14 protein-coding genes, 1 tRNA gene and 1 pseudogene are annotated in these 16,267 nt (G+C 64.7%); 4 read left to right on the forward strand and 12 right to left on the reverse strand.

Annotated elements, in window-relative coordinates; all coding sequences use genetic code 11:
* The first annotated feature begins 267 nt into the window (after positions 1 to 267).
* A pseudogene (locus IVA92_RS27545) lies at positions 268 to 866 on the forward strand (hypothetical protein).
* Positions 867 to 960: 94 nt separating this feature from the next.
* On the opposite strand, the gene IVA92_RS27550 reads toward IVA92_RS27545, so the two are convergent.
* The 10 genes from IVA92_RS27550 to IVA92_RS27595 all read right to left on the reverse strand — a co-directional run bounded on the left by IVA92_RS27550 (position 961) and on the right by IVA92_RS27595 (position 12,582).
* Positions 961 to 2,208 carry a methyltransferase gene (locus IVA92_RS27550; RefSeq protein WP_247279192.1) on the reverse strand — a complete coding sequence of 416 codons (1,248 nt, stop codon included), beginning with the start codon at positions 2,206 to 2,208 and terminating at the stop codon, positions 961 to 963.
* A complete protein-coding gene (locus tag IVA92_RS27555) occupies positions 2,201 to 2,935 on the reverse strand; it encodes a TlyA family RNA methyltransferase (protein ID WP_247279193.1) in 735 nt (244 codons plus the stop codon). Before IVA92_RS27555 ends, IVA92_RS27550 begins: the two co-directional genes overlap by 8 nt.
* A gap of 28 nt (positions 2,936 to 2,963) precedes the next feature.
* Complete coding sequence (locus IVA92_RS27560; RefSeq protein ID WP_247279194.1) at positions 2,964 to 3,518, reverse strand: nucleoside 2-deoxyribosyltransferase; 555 nt, start codon at positions 3,516 to 3,518, stop codon at positions 2,964 to 2,966.
* A 171-nt stretch (positions 3,519 to 3,689) separates the two neighbouring features.
* Positions 3,690 to 5,618, reverse strand: a complete 1,929-nt coding sequence (gene dxs, locus IVA92_RS27565; RefSeq protein ID WP_247279195.1) for a 1-deoxy-D-xylulose-5-phosphate synthase — start codon at positions 5,616 to 5,618, stop codon at positions 3,690 to 3,692.
* Positions 5,619 to 6,199: 581 nt separating this feature from the next.
* Entirely contained in the window at positions 6,200 to 6,451 is a 252-nt protein-coding gene (locus IVA92_RS27570; protein ID WP_008551229.1) for an exodeoxyribonuclease VII small subunit, read from the reverse strand.
* Between the two features lie 73 nt (positions 6,452 to 6,524).
* The gene (locus IVA92_RS27575) at positions 6,525 to 7,454 is read right to left on the reverse strand and encodes a histone deacetylase family protein (RefSeq protein ID WP_247279196.1); all 930 of its coding nucleotides are present in this window, start codon (positions 7,452 to 7,454) and stop codon (positions 6,525 to 6,527) included.
* Between the two features lie 136 nt (positions 7,455 to 7,590).
* Positions 7,591 to 9,246 carry a bifunctional metallophosphatase/5'-nucleotidase gene (locus IVA92_RS27580; RefSeq protein WP_247279197.1) on the reverse strand — a complete coding sequence of 552 codons (1,656 nt, stop codon included), beginning with the start codon at positions 9,244 to 9,246 and terminating at the stop codon, positions 7,591 to 7,593.
* A 267-nt stretch (positions 9,247 to 9,513) separates the two neighbouring features.
* Positions 9,514 to 10,272, reverse strand: a complete 759-nt coding sequence (locus IVA92_RS27585; RefSeq protein ID WP_247279198.1) for an enoyl-CoA hydratase-related protein — start codon at positions 10,270 to 10,272, stop codon at positions 9,514 to 9,516.
* Positions 10,273 to 10,457: 185 nt separating this feature from the next.
* Positions 10,458 to 10,640: a hypothetical protein gene (locus IVA92_RS27590; RefSeq protein ID WP_247279199.1), complete on the reverse strand. Its 183-nt coding sequence runs from the start codon at positions 10,638 to 10,640 to the stop codon at positions 10,458 to 10,460.
* A gap of 163 nt (positions 10,641 to 10,803) precedes the next feature.
* Positions 10,804 to 12,582, reverse strand: coding sequence for an acyl-CoA dehydrogenase (locus IVA92_RS27595; protein ID WP_247279200.1), 1,779 nt, complete (start codon positions 12,580 to 12,582; stop codon positions 10,804 to 10,806).
* A 274-nt stretch (positions 12,583 to 12,856) separates the two neighbouring features.
* Here IVA92_RS27595 and IVA92_RS27600 point away from each other — a divergent pair.
* Positions 12,857 to 12,931 (forward strand) — tRNA-Gln (locus IVA92_RS27600).
* A gap of 39 nt (positions 12,932 to 12,970) precedes the next feature.
* Here IVA92_RS27600 and IVA92_RS27605 read toward each other — a convergent pair.
* Positions 12,971 to 13,864: an SMP-30/gluconolactonase/LRE family protein gene (locus IVA92_RS27605; RefSeq protein WP_247279201.1), complete on the reverse strand. Its 894-nt coding sequence runs from the start codon at positions 13,862 to 13,864 to the stop codon at positions 12,971 to 12,973.
* An 11-nt stretch (positions 13,865 to 13,875) separates the two neighbouring features.
* A complete protein-coding gene (locus IVA92_RS27610; RefSeq protein WP_247279202.1) occupies positions 13,876 to 14,544 on the reverse strand; it encodes a GntR family transcriptional regulator in 669 nt (222 codons plus the stop codon).
* Positions 14,545 to 14,686: 142 nt separating this feature from the next.
* Here IVA92_RS27610 and IVA92_RS27615 point away from each other — a divergent pair, with 142 nt between their 5' ends.
* Together IVA92_RS27615 and IVA92_RS27620 are read left to right on the forward strand one after the other, a co-directional pair.
* Positions 14,687 to 15,703 carry a TRAP transporter substrate-binding protein gene (locus IVA92_RS27615; protein WP_247279203.1) on the forward strand — a complete coding sequence of 339 codons (1,017 nt, stop codon included), beginning with the start codon at positions 14,687 to 14,689 and terminating at the stop codon, positions 15,701 to 15,703.
* Positions 15,704 to 15,723: 20 nt separating this feature from the next.
* Positions 15,724 to 16,239, forward strand: coding sequence for a TRAP transporter small permease (locus tag IVA92_RS27620; protein ID WP_247279204.1), 516 nt, complete (start codon positions 15,724 to 15,726; stop codon positions 16,237 to 16,239).
* The last annotated feature ends 28 nt before the right edge of the window (positions 16,240 to 16,267 follow it).

A 16,267-nucleotide genomic window follows, 5' to 3' on the forward strand; every position in this document is an offset into this window, starting at 1 on the left:
GCGTACGTGCGGCCGCGAGCTCGGCATAGCCCGACGTCGTAGTCGGAGGAGGGATGCACGTTACCCCACGCGCGTGAGCCGCCGAGCACCACGGCCTGAACGCCCGGTACCTCCGCAAGAATGGGTGTCAGGCGGGGTGAGCAAGGGATCGGGGAACATCAGGTGCAACTCTCCGGGAGCCCCGCGCCGTGACGTCGGCCGGATCGCTCCGCTGGCATTGGTCATGTTCGACGAGTATAATTTGCAAAACTCTTGACGGTCATCTGAATGTTCAACCTCGCAGCTTCATGTGCACTTGCAACTCTCGCAGTGCTCTGCCTGACCGGCGCACCGGCTCATGCGCAAGTTGCGCCGCTGAGATATTGGATCCCCGGCGGGCCTTTCGGCCTCAGTGGAGGTGCCGGCCAGAGCTCCGATACTTACGGCGGCTTCTCAAGCTTCAATGCCGGCGATGCGGGGTGGCGCACCAGCTATGCGAATGGTTTCTTTGTTGGCAGCGAGCGCGGCAATTTTGGTTTGAGCGGCTCAACCAGGCCGGCTCGGCCGGCAATTTCAGCGCGCTGTCCTATGACAGCACGCAGTTCGGCTACGCCACCAAAGCGGCAGGTGGTTTGCCTGTCACGTTCTTCGCCGGTTTCGACACCTTGAAGTACGGCAACGGCATCGGCAGCTCGCTGGCGCCGCTCACCTCCAACGCCGCACCCGGTTATGGTGCGTTCGCGGGTGTCGAGTTCAAGCCGACCCCCAATCTCAGCCTGTCGTTCGGCGCCGGTTTCAGCCAGCAGCAATCGGGACGCATGGACAGCGACATCAACTCCTCGATGCTCCCCGGCGAGTCGCCCGCATTGGGCGGCCTGCGGCGCTAGAGCATGATCCGGAAAAGTGCGCAGCGGTTTTCCGAAAAGATCATGCTCAAAACAAGACCTAAAGCGCGGCGATTTATCCTGCTCTCATTGCGCTTTAGCGCGTAAACCGCGCAACCAGCTCCACATGCGGCGTGTGCCGGAATTGGTCGACCGGCACCACCGCGTCCAGCCGGTAGCCGCCGTCGATCAGCAGTCGCGCATCGCGGGCAAAGGTCGCGACGTTGCAGGACACGGCGATCACGATGGGCACCTTGCTTGCGGCGAGCTTCAGCGCCTGGGCCTGCGCGCCCTGGCGCGGTGGATCGAACACCACCGCGTCGAAGTCGCGCAGCTCCTGCGGTACTAGGGCGCGGCGGAACAGGTCGCGTGGCTGGGCTTTGATTGGCTTCAGGCCGGGCGTGCGCGCCGCTTTCGCGAGCGCGGCGATCGCGCCGGCGTCGCTGTCATAGGCGGTGACGCGCGCCTTCTCGGCCAGCCTCAACGCGAACGGCCCGACGCCGCAGAAGAGGTCGAGAACCTCCTTGGCCTTGCCGACGCGCTCGGCGACGAGCGCGGCCAGCGTCTCTTCGCCCACCACCGTCGCCTGCAGGAACGAGCCCGGCGGCAGCGTCACCTCCGCGCGGCCCATCTTCACCGTGGGCGGCAGGCGTTGCAGCACCAGCTCGCCATGCCGGGTCAGTCGTGCCAAGCGGTGCTGATCGGCGACGCGCGACAGCGCCGTGACCAGCGGCGTCGGCAGCGGGCCGGAGCCGCGCACGTCGACGTCGAGGCCGTTGGCCGTGGCGGTGACCTGGATGTCGAGCGGTTTCGTCACGGGCACCTTGGACGTCAGCGGCTCGGCGAGCGCCCAGGCGGCATCGAGCGCGCCGGCGAGCGCGGGATCGAGGATGGGGCAGCGATGGATCGGAATGACGTCGTGCGAGCTCGTCGCGGAGAAGCCGACCTTGAGGATGTCATGCGTGCCGAACCGGCCGTGCAGCGTGATGCGTCTGCGGCCGGCGCCGTGCGCATCGACCAGCGGCGTCACTTCGCAATCCACGCCGGCCTGCGCCAACGTCTCGACCACGATGCCGCGCTTCCAGGCGCGATAGGGCTCAGCCGCCCAATGCTGGATGGCGCAACCGCCGCAGACGCCGAAATGCGGACAGAACGGCTCGATGCGCTCGGGGCTTGCGACGTCCACCGCGAGCAGCTTGCGGCGATCGGGATGATGGCCTGCGGCATGATCGACCTCGACGGTCTCGCCTCGAAGCGTATAGGGCACATAGATCGCTTCGCCCGTCGCCAGCGAGACGCCGTCGCCGCGATGGCCGACATGATCGATTGTCAGGCGCTCAACCACGCCGCGCGCCCAGGAAGAATTCGATGTTGCCGTCACCGCCCGTGATCGATGACGGAAACACCTCGATGTCGATGCAGCCGAGCGAGGCCGCAAACGCTGCGATGTCGTCACAGATCTCCCAGTGCACGGCGGTGTCGCGGATGATGCCTTTCTTGTTGTGCTTCCGGTCGGCCTCGAATTGGGGCTTGATCAGCGCCAGCAGGCTCATGGGCGCCGCTGCCAGCGACAGCGCCACCGGCAGCACCGCCTTGAGCGAAATGAAGCTGACGTCGACGACGACGATATCGGGCCGCGCCGGCAGGCGCTTGCCTTCGTAGGACCGAATGTCGGTCTCCTCCATCGACACGATCTTTGGATGATCGCGCAGCGAGGGATGCAACTGGCTGGTGCCGACGTCGATGGCGAACACCAGGCTTGCCCCGTTCGCCAGCAGCACCTCGGTGAAGCCGCCGGTGGAGGCGCCGACATCGAGGCAGACATGGTCCTCGATTTCAATCGGGTAATGCTCCAGCGCGCCGGCGAGCTTGACGCCGCCGCGGGAAACATAGGGGTGGGCCGGCTCGGCCTGGATCACCGCGTCCTCGGCGATCGTCTCCGATGGTTTGGTCACCTGCTTGTCGTCGGCCGTGACCAGCCCGGCCTCGATCGCCGCGCGCGCCCGCGCCCGGCTTTCGAACAAGCCGCGCTCGACCAGCAATACGTCCGCGCGCTTGCGGGGAGTGGACATTACGCTCTCATGGGCACGACTGAGCTGCTTATGTAGCGATCAATCGCGCAGCCGCCATCCGGACGCAAGCCTCGAAAGCGGCGAGATCGTGCCAGACATCGATCGGCATCTCGGCCGGCGTCACCAGCGGGCAGCCATGCCGCTCCAGCGCATGGATCATCATGAGGTTGTCGACGAGGCCGAAATCCTCGACCGTCAGTCCCTGCGCATCGACCAGCCGTCCGTCCTCGGAGGTAACGTCCATGAAACGGCCGACGCGGTCGGCATAGGCGGCGCCGTCATTGGAATAGGCGAGGCAGAGTTTACGCCGCCCGGCCATGTAGCCGAGCTCGTAGACGGTGCCGGGATCGGCGCCTGCGCCGCGGAACGGCGTGAGATTGGCGATGATGGCGTCGGCCTCGTTCATCATCGCCTCGTTGCCACAAAAGATCTGCCGCGAAGCGTCGGGCGCGGTGAGGTCGATCGCGTTGTCGAGCGGATAGAGGCCGGTGAGACCGTGAGCCGTGCAGATATCGATCTTGCGGCGGCCGATCTCGATCGCGTCCGGCAGGAATACGTCGGGGCCTGCAAGATAGATTTTCATGGGAGATAAAGCCCGAAAATCGTGGATCGAGACCCGAGCCGCGGGGCGTGCTCTGCTCCCTCCCCCGCTTGCGGGGAGGGTTGGGGAGAGGATGTCTTCGATCGAGAACCCCCGAGAGGAAAGAGCCCTCACCCGACGCGTCACCTCTCCCGCAAGCGGGAGAGGTGAGCATCAAGCCAGCTTGACCGTCTCGGCCTTGACGTCCTTGCCGAGCGCTTCGAACACCTTGGCGACGATGCCCTTGGCGTCGAGACCGGCGCGGGCGTACATCGCGGCGGGCGTATCGTGATCCAGGAACACGTCGGGCAGCACCATCGAGCGGAACTTGACCATGCCGGTGTCCAGCACGCCCTGATCGGTCAGGAACTGGGCGACATGCGAGCCGAAGCCGCCGATCGAGCCTTCTTCGATCGTGATCAGGATCTCATGGTCGCGGGCGAGCTTGAGCACCAGCTCGGTGTCGAGCGGCTTCATGAAGCGCGCATCCGCAATCGAGGTCGACAGGCCGTGGGCTGCGAGCTCGTCGGCCGCCTTCTCGCATTCGGCGAGGCGCGTGCCGAACGAGAGCAGGGCGATCTTGCTGCCCTGGCGGATCATGCGGCCCTTGCCGATTTCGAGCGGGATGCCGACTTCGGGCATCTCGATGCCGCGGCCTTCGCCGCGCGGATAGCGCAGCGAGCTCGGACGGTCGTCGATCGCGACCTGCGTCGCCACCATATGCACGAGCTCGGCCTCGTCCGCCGCCGCCATGATCACCATGTTCGGCAGGCAGCCGAGATAGGCGTTGTCGAACGAGCCGGCATGCGTCGCGCCGTCGGCGCCGACCAGGCCTGCGCGGTCGATGGCGAAGCGGACGGGCAGGCTCTGGATTGCGACGTCATGCACGATCTGGTCGTAGCCGCGCTGGAGGAAGGTCGAGTAGATCGCGCAGAACGGCTTGTAGCCTTCGGTCGCAAGACCGGCGGCGAACGTCACCGCATGCTGCTCGGCGATGCCGACGTCGAAGGTGCGGTCGGGGAACGCCTTGTTGAAGATGTCGACGCCAGTGCCCGACGGCATGGCCGCCGTGATGGCGACAATCTTGTCGTCCTTCTGCGCTTCCTTGACGAGGCTCTGGCCGAACACGTTCTGGTAGGCCGGCGCGTTCGGCTTGGCTTTGGCCTGCGTGCCGGTCGCGACGTCGAACTTGACGACGGCGTGGTACTTGTCGGCGGACGCTTCCGCCGGGCCATAGCCCTTGCCCTTCTGCGTCACGACGTGGACCAGGATCGGTCCTTCCTCCATGTCGCGCACGTTCTTCAGCACGGGCAGAAGGTGATCGAGATTGTGACCGTCGATCGGACCGACGTAATAGAAGCCGAGCTCCTCGAACAGCGTGCCGCCATCCATCATGAAGCCGCGGGAGTACTCCTCGACACGGTTGGCGCGGTTGGCAATGATCTTGGGCAGGCGCTTGTTGATCTGCTTGGCCGCATCGCGCAGCGTGCGATAGGTCTTGCCGGAGTAGAGGCGCGACAGATAGGCGCTCATGGCGCCGACCGGCGGCGCGATCGACATGTCGTTGTCGTTGAGGATGACGATCAGGCGCGAGTTCATCGCACCGGCATTGTTCATGGCCTCGTAGGCCATGCCCGCCGACATCGCCCCGTCACCGATCACGGCGATCACGTTGTTCTTGCCGCCGGAGAGATCGCGCGCCACGGCCATGCCGAGGCCGGCCGAGATCGAGGTCGAGGAATGCGCCGCGCCGAACGGATCGTAATCGCTCTCGCTGCGCTTGGTGAAGCCGGACAGGCCGCCGCCGGTGCGCAGCGTGCGGATGCGGTCGCGCCGGCCGGTGAGGATCTTGTGCGGATAGGCCTGATGGCCGACGTCCCAGATCAGCCGGTCGCGCGGCGTGTCGAAGACGTAATGGATCGCGGTCGTGAGTTCGACGACGCCGAGACCCGCGCCGAAGTGACCCCCGGTCACCGAGACGGCATCGATCGTCTCCTGCCGCAGCTCGTCGGCGACCTGGCGAACCTGCTCGATCTTCAGCTTGCGCAGGTCTTCCGGCGTCCGGATGGTGTCGAGAAGCGGCGTTTTACTGTATGCGTTCACGGCGATTTCCAATTTGTCAGCGCCGGAAGGTCATTCCGGTGCGCGATGGGTTTGCTCAATATCGGCGCAGCGCGAGTCCTCAAACCGTCGGAGCCACCTGCATGGGGCAAGGCCCCGTCTTCAGCTTAGGTAAGCTTAAGTGCGCTCCGGTTCAGTCTCTGTGATCCCTGTCACTTAGATCGGCTTCGCCCGTCCCAGCCAATTCTTTAGCAGTTTGAAGCCCTTGTCGTCGGTAATCGATGCCCACGCAAGGCTTACAAAAAGCCACACTCCGCGCAGCTTTACACCAAACCTTGGGCCAAAGCCAACCCGCTGGGCCGATTGGGGGTATGCAGGTGCAACCGGCGGGCCGGCGTGGTTAACTGCGGCCCGTGACGCAGGGTTCCGGGCCTGCCGGATCCTTCGCGGGCTTTTTTGGCCAGAATCGGGTCTTTTTTGGTCTCTCAGGACCCGGATTCCGGTACCGGCCGCACCGGCTGGAGCCCACGTTCATGGACGGCGAGGGTGCGATCACGAAAGGTGCAGCTACGCTCCAAACCTGCCCTATTACAGCGGTCAGAAACCGAGGGGAGGCCTTTAGCTTACTGGACGTCGAGCGGCGCGGTGCCGGTGGCCTGGCCGCTGGCATCGGTGGTGATCTTGTCGACCCGCGCCTCGGCCTGCCGCAGTAGATCCTCGCAGCGGCGCTTCAGGGCCTCGCCGCGCTCATAGATCGTCACGGATTCCTCGAGCGGCACCTTGCCGTCTTCGAGCCGCTTCACGATCGTTTCGAGTTCCTCGATCGCGCGCTCGAAGGTGAGCCTGGAGACGTCGATTTGGGTATTTTCGGCCATATCCGTTTCCGATTGCCCGGTTCGCTTCACATGAGAAAAAGCAGAATTTTGCGGGCTTAATGTGGCGGGTGCGTCACGCGCCCATCAGGGCGCCGACATGCGCCGTAACAGATTCTTTCAGTCCTTGCAGGTCATAGCCGCCCTCGAGCACCGAAACAATGCGGCCTCCTGCGGTCTTGTCGGCGAGGTCCATCAGCTTGCGGGTCACCCAGGCAAAGTCCTCGGCGCGTAGGTTCAGCGAGGCGAGCGGGTCGCGGTAATGCGCGTCGAAACCTGCTGAGATGACGAGCAGCTTGGGGCTGAATTTTTCGAGCTGCGGCAGGATCAGATGCTCGAACGCGGAACGGAATTCCGACCCGCCGTCCTCCGACGCGAGCGGCGCATTGACGATGGTGTCGTGGTCGCCGCGCTCGCTCTTGGCGCCGGTACCCGGGAACAGCGGCATCTGGTGCGTCGAGCAGTACATCACGGTCGGGTCCGACCAGAAGATGTCCTGCGTGCCGTTGCCGTGATGCACGTCGAAATCGACGATCGCCGCGCGCTCGATGCCGTATTTGCGCTGCGCATGGCGCGCCGCGATAGCGACATTGTCGAAGAAGCAGAAGCCCATCGGCTTGCCGATCTCGGCGTGATGTCCGGGCGGGCGCACCGCGACGAAGGCGTTGCGATGCTGGCCCGTCATCACCGCTTCGGTTGCCGCGACCGCGCCGCCGACGCCGCGCATCACCGCTTCCCAGGTGCCCGGCGACATCGAGGTGTCGCCGTCGATGTAGACCTGGCCGCTGGTCGGCGCGATGTGGCGCAACTCGGTGACGTAATGCTCGTTGTGGCACAGCGTGACCAGATCGAGATCGCCCTCCGGAGCCTGGTCGCGCACCAGAAACTGGAAACGCTCGTGCGACAGCGCTTCCTCCACCGCGCGCAGGCGATCCGGCCTTTCAGGATGTCCCGGCGGAGTGACGTGGTCGAGGCAGGCCTTGTGGGAGAGGAGAAGCGTGCTCATCAGGTCGGCCTCATGGGATGCGGGCTCTTGCCGTCGCTTGGCGCATCCGGCGCCAAAACGCAAATGCAAAACCCAAATCTAGGCGTTTGGGCGGCAATGGCAAAGGGCCGTCCCGGGCCCGCCCGTTCGATCCGGATCAATTCACGCGCAGGATGCGGGTAGGCGGCAGCGGTCCAATCGGCCCATGCGCTCGGAAGAACGCGAACAGCGCGTCCGCGTCGTAACCGCCATATTGTGGCGCGGTACCCTGTTTGGCGACGGTAAAGCCGTCGCCGCCGACGGCGAGGTAATCATTGAGGGTGACGCGGTAGCCGCTTCCAGCTTCGATCGGCCTGCCGCCGAGACTCATCCTGTCGGCGATCACGCGCTCGCCGAATGGCTTCGCCGCATCCCAGGCATAGCTGAACCCGTTCGACACTTGGAGGATCCGTGGCCGCTTCGGGTCCGACCATTGCTGCTCGAGCAAGTCCTTGAGCTGGCGGCCCGTGAGCGTCATGGTGACGAGGCGGTTGCGAAACGGCTGGCTGGCGAAGACATCGCCGAATGTGATCGCGCCGTTCTCCTTGGGAACGATGTCGGTGCGGATGCCGCCGGGATTGGTGAGCGCGATCACGGCGCCGCCCTCCTTGGCATCGCGGGTTGCAAGCAATTGCGCATCGGCAATGACGTCGCCGAGCGCGCTTTCGCCGGCCTCGTTCGGAATGCGCGACAGCGTCTGCGTCACCGATCCGGCCGGCCGGTTGGCGATCGGCGCCGACAGCTTGTCGTACGCCTCGATCAGCGCGGTCTGGTCCGGATCTTTCGCAAGCGAGGCATTGGCGACGATGACGTTCTCGGCCCTGGCGCTGACGATGTCGCGGCTTGCGGGATCGAGCTTGACGTCGATCGCGGTGACCAGCGTGCCGTATTTGTCGCCGCTGGTGACGAGGCGTCCATCGATATCGCAGACATAGGCGCGGTGGGTGTGGCCGCTGACGACGATGTCGACGGCCCGGTCGAATTTCTTCACGATGTCGACGATCGGACCCGAGATGCCGGGACATTCGTTGTAGTCGCCGGTGGGCTCGCCGCCTTCGTGGATCAGCACGACGATCGCTTCCACCCCACGCCCCTTCAATTGCGGCACGAGCGCATTGACTGTCTCGGCTTCGTCGCGAAATTCGAGACCGGCGATGCCGGCGGGCGAGACGATGCCGGCGGTGCCCTTCAGCGTCAGTCCGATGAAGCCGACGGGAACGCCGTCGAACTCCCTGATCTCGTACGGCGGCAGCACGCTGTTGCCGGTCGCGGTCTCGATGGTCGAGGCCGCGAGATAGTGGAATTTGGCGCCCGTGAAGGGATGCGGCCCCTGGCAGCCGTCGACCGGATGGCAGCCGCCGTTCTGCATCCGCAAGAGCTCGGCCTTGCCCTCGTCGAATTCGTGATTGCCGATCGAACTAATCGCAAGACCCATCTTCGAGAGCGACTCGATTGAAGGCTCGTCGTGAAACATCGCCGACAGGAACGGGCTCGCGCCGATCAGATCGCCTGCGGCGACGAAGATCGTGTTCCTGTGTCCATCGCGCAGCTGCCTCACCAGCGTCGCCATGTATTCGGCGCCGCCGGCCGCCACCATCACCTTCCTGGCCTTGTCCTCGGGATCATTGATGCGAATGCCCCCTGGCGAAGGCCGCAGATTGCCGTGGAAATCGTTGATCGCGAGGATGCGCAGCTCGACCGGGGCTGCGGTCTCGGCTGAGGCGGGGAGGGTGCTGGCGAGAGCGAGGGCAGCAAGGATGGATCGATATCGCATGGAACAAGATTAGTCGGTCCGCGCAAAGATTTCACGAAACTCTTTTGTTGAAGCACCGCGCGTGCCGCACGCTCCCGCCCGCCCCTTGAGGGGGCGGGTCGGTTCGCATGAAATGCGAACCGGGGCGGGGCGACAGACCATCCTGTGAGCAGGTGCTGGCAAGGTTCGTATCCCGGCGAGAGTCTTCGTGCGGCTCACCCCACCCCGCCCGCGCTTCGCGCGAGCGACCCTCCCCCACCAGGGGAGGGTGACAGCCGAGTGCTCGCCCTACCGCTTCTTCCTATTCGCAAACGCGTTGAACGCAGCAATCGCCTCTTCCGACTTGAGCCGCTCGCCGAACAAATGGGCTTCCTGGTCGATGCGGCGGGTCAACTCCTCCGGCGGGGCGCGCAGCAGTCTGCGCGAGGTCGCGACCGCCTCGGCCGGCAGCCGGCAGATCTCGCGCGCCACCTTGCGCGCCTCGACCTCGGTGTGTCCGGGCGAGACCACGGTGTTGACGAAGCCTGCGGCATGCGCCTCCGCGGCGGAAAAAGTCCGTCCCATCACCAGCATCGCGAAGGCGCGCTGGTAGCCCATCGTGTTCGGCACCAGCAGGCTGGCCGCGCCGACCGGAACGAGCCCGAGATGGATGTAGGGCGCGGAGAAGGTCGCAGCGTTCGAGGCGAGCACATAGTCGCAGTGGAACAGCATCACGGTGCCCATGCCGATCGAGACGCCATCCACGGCCGCGATGATCGGCTTGGCATTGAGGGCGAGCGAATAGAGAAACTTGGCCCCGTTCGACAGCATTTCGGGGTGCGAGGCGTCGGCCTTCAGGAAATCCTCGATGTCGTCGCCGGCAGTGAACACGCCGGAGCCACCGGTGATGATCATGCAGCGGATATCAGGGTTGTTCTGCGCGGTGTCGATCGCGCGGCTCATCTCCTGATACATGTCCTGCGTGATCGCGTTCTTCTTGCTCGGACGACGCAGGGTGATCACGCGCGTTCCACGCTCTTCGGTGACGACGATATTGCCATTCGGCATGAGAGCCCCCTGCGGTCGCCACGGCGCTTGCCTTTGGCGTGTCTCACGAAAGGTCAGCCTACATCATCTTGCAGGCGTGCCAATGCGCTGCTCAAGCTTTTCGATCCCGATCTTGTGTCGTCAGCACAGGCCGCCGGCCGCATCGTCACGCGCTGTCGCGCGTTGCAACATTGGGCTACAATGGTTCACTTGAAAAACTGCTGGTTGTGGGGCATGATCGCGCCTGGTGCCGTTTCCTTTGACTGATTGCTCGATCGATGATTGCCGCAGCGGCTGTCGCTGACCGGCAGCATCGGCTTCCGTTCCGCGATGCTGACCGCCACGCTCGCGATAATGGGGCTGGTGTTGCGGGTGGTCGTGACGTTCATCGGTCGGCCCGCCGGGACCTCGCTGGCATCGGCGGGACATCCGTCCGGTGACGATGCGGCCGCACCGAGCCACTCGCGAACTAAGGGAAGGTCCTCGTCAAAAACGCGGTGCCGTCCCGACGGAGGCCGGGACACATTGGTTGTGGGGCAGGCAGCCGCCGCCTTATCCCAGCAGCACCGCATCCGCCGCCGCAACCGATTCCGCGCTCTCCGTCACCGTGCGCTCGAGCGAAGGCGCCTGCACGGTGATGTTCTCGGCGAAGAAGCGGGCGAGCGAGACGTAGCGTGCGGCGTCCGTGATGCCGTCGGCCTTGGCGGCGAGCGCTTCGGAGGCCAGCATGCAGCCGCCGAGCGTGGCGCCGAACTGCTGCAAATAAGGCGTAGCTCCCGCGAGCGCCTCGTTCGGTGCGGAGGCAACCCGCTCCAAAAGCCATTTGCTGGTGCGCGTCAGCGCGTCCAGCGCCTCGCGCAGCTTGGTGGCCGTGGTGCCGAAGGCGGGATCGTTGGAAGCCTCGACCTGGCTGACGGTGGCCGAGAGCTCGTCGAGCAGCGCCCATACCGACGCGCCGCCATTGGCCGCGAGCTTGCGCGTGACGAGGTCGATCGCCTGGATGCCGTTGGTGCCTTCGTAGATCGCGGTGATGCGGGCATCGCGATAATGCTGCGCCGCGCCGGTCTCCTCGATGAAGCCCATGCCGCCATGGACCTGCACGCCGAGATAGGCGACCTCGTTGCCGATGTCGGTGGAATAACCCTTGGCGATCGGCGTCAGCAGCGCCGCGCGTGCGGCCGCATCGGCCCGCACCTTCGCGTCCTTGGCGCGGATGGAAACGTCGATCGCGACGGCGGTCGCATAGCAGATGGTGCGCGCCGCGGCGGTCTGCGCCCGCATCCGCATCAGCATGCGCTTGACGTCGGGATGGACGAAGATCGCATCCGCGCCGTCGCCCTTGCTGCCGACGGCGCGGCCCTGCTTGCGCTCCTGGGCGTAGGACAGCGCCTGCTGGTAGGCGCGATCGGCGACCCCGACGCCCTCCAGGCCGACGCCGAGGCGGGCCTGGTTCATCATCGTGAACATGCAGCGCATGCCCTGGTTCTCTTCGCCGATCAGGAAACCGACCGCCCCGCCGTGATCGCCCATGGTCATGGTGCAGGTCGGCGAAGCATGGATGCCGAGCTTGTGCTCGACGCCGCTCGCATAGATGTCGTTGCGCTGCCCCAGTGAGCCATCTTCGTTGACCATGAACTTCGGCACGAGGAACAGCGAGATCCCCTTGGTGCCGGCGGGCGCGTCAGGCAGGCGCGCCAGCACGAAATGCACGATGTTGTCGGTCATGTCGTGCTCGCCATAGGTGATGAAGATCTTCGTCCCTTTGATGCGATAGGTGCCGTCGGCCTGCCGCTCGGCGCGGGTGCGCAGCGCGCCGACGTCGGAGCCGGCCTGCGGCTCGGTGAGCTGCATCGTGCCGGTCCATACGCCGGAGACGAGCTTCTCAAGATAGATCTTTTTCAGCTCGTCGCTGCCATGTGCCTCCAGCGCCTCGATCGCGGAGGCCGTCAGCAGCGGGCAGAGCCCGAAGGCGACATTGGCTGCGCTCCAGATCTCGGTGCAGGCGGCGTTGATCGCGAGTGGCAGGCCCTGGCCGCCAAAGCCTTCCGGCCCCGAGACGGCGTTCCAGCCGCCCTCGGTCCAACGCTTGTAGGCATCCGGCCAGCCCGGCGCGGTCGTGACCTTGCCGTCGCTCAGCTTGATGCCGTGCTCGTCGCCGACGCGGTTGAGCGGCGCCAGCACGTCGGACGCGAACTTCCCCGCTTCCTCCAGCACGGCCGCGACAATGTCGGCGTCGAAATCGCCGTAATGGCCGGCCGCCACGGCGGCCTTGAGCCCCGCGCCGTGGTTGAGCGACAGCAGCATGTCAGAGATCGGCGCGCGGTAGGTCATGGCTCACTCCCGTGGACAAATATTGGTGCCGTATTCCCATGAAACGGGGGCGGTCTCAATGGCGGGAACGGATGGCGCTGGCCGGCGGGGGGGCCCGGCGGTTGTCGGGCCTCATAATAGAGTAGAGCGAGACGCGGATCCTTCGGCCGGTCTTCCCAGGCCGCGGTATTTTGCCCCTCCAGGCGGTTGAAATGCCGCCCCGCTCCCTATAGACCGGCTGCGACCCGAGGGAATCTGCGGTAGCCAGTTCTTCCGCCCGCCCCCGGTCGCCAGTTGGGGCGTAGCCAAGCGGTAAGGCAGCGGATTTTGATTCCGCCATTCGGAGGTTCGATCCCTCCCGCCCCAGCCAGAAGCTCCGCTTGATTCGATCCTGCCCCGCTGCGCTGAATCAACCAGCGGCGAACCGGTGTTCGGCAAGTCCCTGCGCGATGCCGTGAATGGCGAGCAGATGGCCGGCTTCGGACTCTCGGTCCAATTGCATGGGATCGAGGAATTTTCTTGCGGTGGTGACGAACATGGTCGTCAGGTCACGGCCGCCGAAGCAGACGCATGTCGGATTGGTCACGGGGAGGGGAATGATCGTGTCGATCCGGCCGTCCGGCCGATAGCGCACGATCCGGCCGCCGGAGAAGAACGCGGTCCAGACCCCGCCATCGACGTCGACGCAGGCGCCGTCCGGTCGCTCTTTCGAGGCGGTATAGTCTGCGAACAGTCTTCTGTTGCCGATCACGCCATCATCGAGGTCGAAGTCGAACTGCCAGGTGCAGTATCGCCGCGTATCGGTGAAGTAGAGCGTGCGATTGTCGGGCGAAAACGCAATTCCGTTGCTGACGATGACCTCCGCGAACATCGGCGTGGCTGTACTGCCGTCGACGCGATAAAGCGAGCCGTTCGGCCGGTGCAGATCATTGTCCATCGTCCCGATCCACAGGCGGCCCCGCGCATCGACCCGTCCGTCGTTGAGCCGATTGTCGCGCCCCGTCTCGATTTCGCAGAAGCGGCTCGATTCCCGGCTTGCAGCATCGTAGCGAAACAGCCCCAGATCCTGCGCGAGGATGTGTGAGCCGTCCGACACCAGCGCCTGGCTTCCGAGAAACCGGCAATCGTGGCGAGTTGTCCGGTGAGCGCCAGTCGACGGATCGAACGATTGATGAAGCCGGCGGTCGATATCGATCCACCACAGCTTGTTTAAGCGGCTGCACCACAAGGGCGTCTCGCCCAGCACGTCGCCTGCCGGCACTGCGGTTTGAACCTTGTCGGCAGCGATGATCCTCGCCGTCACCGCGCACTCCTTCAGCGCAGCGAGCTGTTGGCGAGCGCATCGGCAACGCAGTTGTTGACATGCGCGCAGAGCACCTTCTGCGCCGTCTCGGCGTCGCGCCTCAGCGCGCATTCGAGCAGTGCCCTGTGCTGCTCGGCCGGCTCGGCGCCACGATAGCGGAAAGCCACCATCTGGTAGCGGAAGTATTTGTCGAAGACGAGGCTATGCGTTTCCATCAGCAGGCGCGACCCGCAATTCGAGATCAGCGCCTGGTGAAACTCGCCATCATAGCGCTTCCATTGCTCCGGCTCGCCGATCCCCGAGTCCATCAGCCGCTCCGTCGAGGCGAGCTTGTGATGGGCCGAGACGACGCGCCCCTCCCATTCGACGTCGGCGCTGGCGAAAGAGACCGCCATGGCGTGCGACTCCAGCAGCAGCCGCAAGCCGGCGAGCTCGCGCAGATTATCGGCGGACACCCCGGCAACTTCGAAGCCGCGCTTGCCTTCTGCGGCCACGAAGCCTTCCGCCGCCAGCCGGCTCAGGATCTCGCGCAGCGTGCTGACGCTCACGCCATAGCTCTCGCGCAACGCTTCGAGCCTGAGCCGATGGGCTGGCTTGAGCCGTCCGAAAACGATGTCAGCTCGGATTCTGCGATAGCAGTCCTCGCCGATCGCCGATTTCTCTTTGTCAATCAAGGGCATCGTCTGGTCTCCCGTCGTAGTATATGATAATCTAAAATTCATATGATGAAAACGATTTCCTCCTTTGACTCCGATAATACCTTATGTTTATGCTCGCCAAAAGGCGCGGCCTCAGACCGCGGCGTGATCGAGGGAGGTGGGCATGCAGAGGAAAATGCTGGGCTGGGCCGTCATCGCGGTGGGGGCAGTTCTCGCCGTGCTACCTGCGGCTGCGCAGGTGCAGGAGCGGACGATCCGCTGGGGGCACCTCAACAACACCGACCACCCCGTCAGCCTCAGCGTGCAGAAATTTGCCGAGGTCCTGGCCGCCAAGAGCGGGGGCAAGCTGAAGATCCGCGAATTTGCCGCGTCCCAACTCGGAAACGAATTGCAGCAGCAATCGGCGGTCCGGGGCGGCACCCAGGAAATCTTCTCGGCGTCGACCACCTCGCTCGCCAGCGTCGTCAAGGATCTTGGCCTGTTCGATTTCCCCTTCAGCGTCGCCAACTTCGACCAGGCGACCGCGCTTGCCGATGGACCGTTCGGCAAGACGATGATGGACCTCCTGCCAGGGAAGGACCTGATCGCGCTCGGCTATTGGGGCCTGGGCTTCCGCAACGTCACCAACAGCAGAGGGCCGGTGGCGAAGCTCGAAGATCTCGCCGGCCTGAAGCTGCGTGTGATTCCGAACCCGGTCTATTTGGAGACCTTCAAGGCCTTCAAGGCCAACCCGGTGCCGATGGCGTTCGGCGAGCTCTACACCGCCCTCGAGAACAAGACGGTCGACGGCCAGGAAAATCCCTACAGCGTCATCCTGTCCAACAAATTCTACGAGGTGCAGAAATACGTCTCGGCGACCAACCACACCTTCACCCAGAACATCATCATCGTGAGCAAGAAGTTCTGGGACAAGCTGTCGCCCGAGGAGCAGAAGATGTTCCGCGACACCTACGCGGAGACGGTCCAGTATCAGCGCGAGCAGACCAAACTCGCCGCCGATCGGGCGCTCGGCGAGCTGAAGGCCAAGGGCATGCAGTTCAACGAGATCGCGCCGGCGGAATATGCGCGGATGCAGGAGGCGGTGAAGCCCGTCATCGAGAAGTTCTCCAGCGAATACGATCCCGACAAGGTGAAGCTCTTCAACGCCGAGCTCGCGCGCATTCGCAGCACCATCAAGTGACGGGACGGTAGATAAGGCGAATGGCAAAGATCCTCAACGCTTATTGCGACGTGTTGAAGGCGGCGGTCGCCGTTTGCCTTGCTGCGATGGTGGTGCTCGTGTTCAGCAACGTGGTGCTGCGCTACATCTTCAATTCGGGTATCGCGGTATCCGAGGAGCTGTCGCGCTGGCTCCTGGTCTGGCTGACCTTTCTCGGGGCCATCGTTGCACTGCGCCAGCACGCACATCTCGGCGTCGATACGCTCGTGCGTGCGCTGCCGCCGCGAGGCAGGATGCTCTGCTTCGTGGTCAGCTACCTCCTGATGCTCTATGCCGATTGGCTGCTGACGCTCGGAAGCTGGAAGCAAGCCGTTCTGACCTTCGGCGACACCGCGCCGGCGTCGGGTATCTCGGTCGGGCTTTTCTTCTACTCATCCGGGCTCGTCTTCGGCGTCTCGGCGGCCGCCATCCTCGCTTACGACCTCTTCCAGGTCGTCATCGGCGCGGCGAGCGGCGAGGACCTTATTGCTGTGAAGGAAAGCGACGGGCACAGCTGAGCTCCGCAAGCCCTGTTCTCGGCCGGAT

It is taken from the genome of Bradyrhizobium sp. 154 (genome assembly GCF_023073875.1).
Lineage (GTDB): Bacteria > Pseudomonadota > Alphaproteobacteria > Rhizobiales > Xanthobacteraceae > Bradyrhizobium.

Bases quoted from the DNA above. Each gene is read 5' to 3' on its own strand.
- IVA92_RS27580 (WP_247279197.1), bottom strand. From the start codon at position 9,246: ATGCGATATCGATCCATCCTTGCTGCCCTCGCTCTCGCCAGCACCCTC.
- IVA92_RS27590 (WP_247279199.1), bottom strand. From the start codon at position 10,640: ATGAACGTCACGACCACCCGCAACACCAGCCCCATTATCGCGAGCGTG.
- IVA92_RS27560 (WP_247279194.1), bottom strand. From the start codon at position 3,518: ATGAAAATCTATCTTGCAGGCCCCGACGTATTCCTGCCGGACGCGATC.
- IVA92_RS27570 (WP_008551229.1), bottom strand. From the start codon at position 6,451: ATGGCCGAAAATACCCAAATCGACGTCTCCAGGCTCACCTTCGAGCGC.
- IVA92_RS27620 (WP_247279204.1), top strand. From the start codon at position 15,724: ATGGCAAAGATCCTCAACGCTTATTGCGACGTGTTGAAGGCGGCGGTC.
- IVA92_RS27610 (WP_247279202.1), bottom strand. From the start codon at position 14,544: ATGCCCTTGATTGACAAAGAGAAATCGGCGATCGGCGAGGACTGCTAT.
- IVA92_RS27585 (WP_247279198.1), bottom strand. From the start codon at position 10,272: ATGCCGAATGGCAATATCGTCGTCACCGAAGAGCGTGGAACGCGCGTG.
- IVA92_RS27615 (WP_247279203.1), top strand. From the start codon at position 14,687: ATGCAGAGGAAAATGCTGGGCTGGGCCGTCATCGCGGTGGGGGCAGTT.
- IVA92_RS27555 (WP_247279193.1), bottom strand. From the start codon at position 2,935: ATGTCCACTCCCCGCAAGCGCGCGGACGTATTGCTGGTCGAGCGCGGC.
- IVA92_RS27575 (WP_247279196.1), bottom strand. From the start codon at position 7,454: ATGAGCACGCTTCTCCTCTCCCACAAGGCCTGCCTCGACCACGTCACT.
- IVA92_RS27595 (WP_247279200.1), bottom strand. From the start codon at position 12,582: ATGACCTACCGCGCGCCGATCTCTGACATGCTGCTGTCGCTCAACCAC.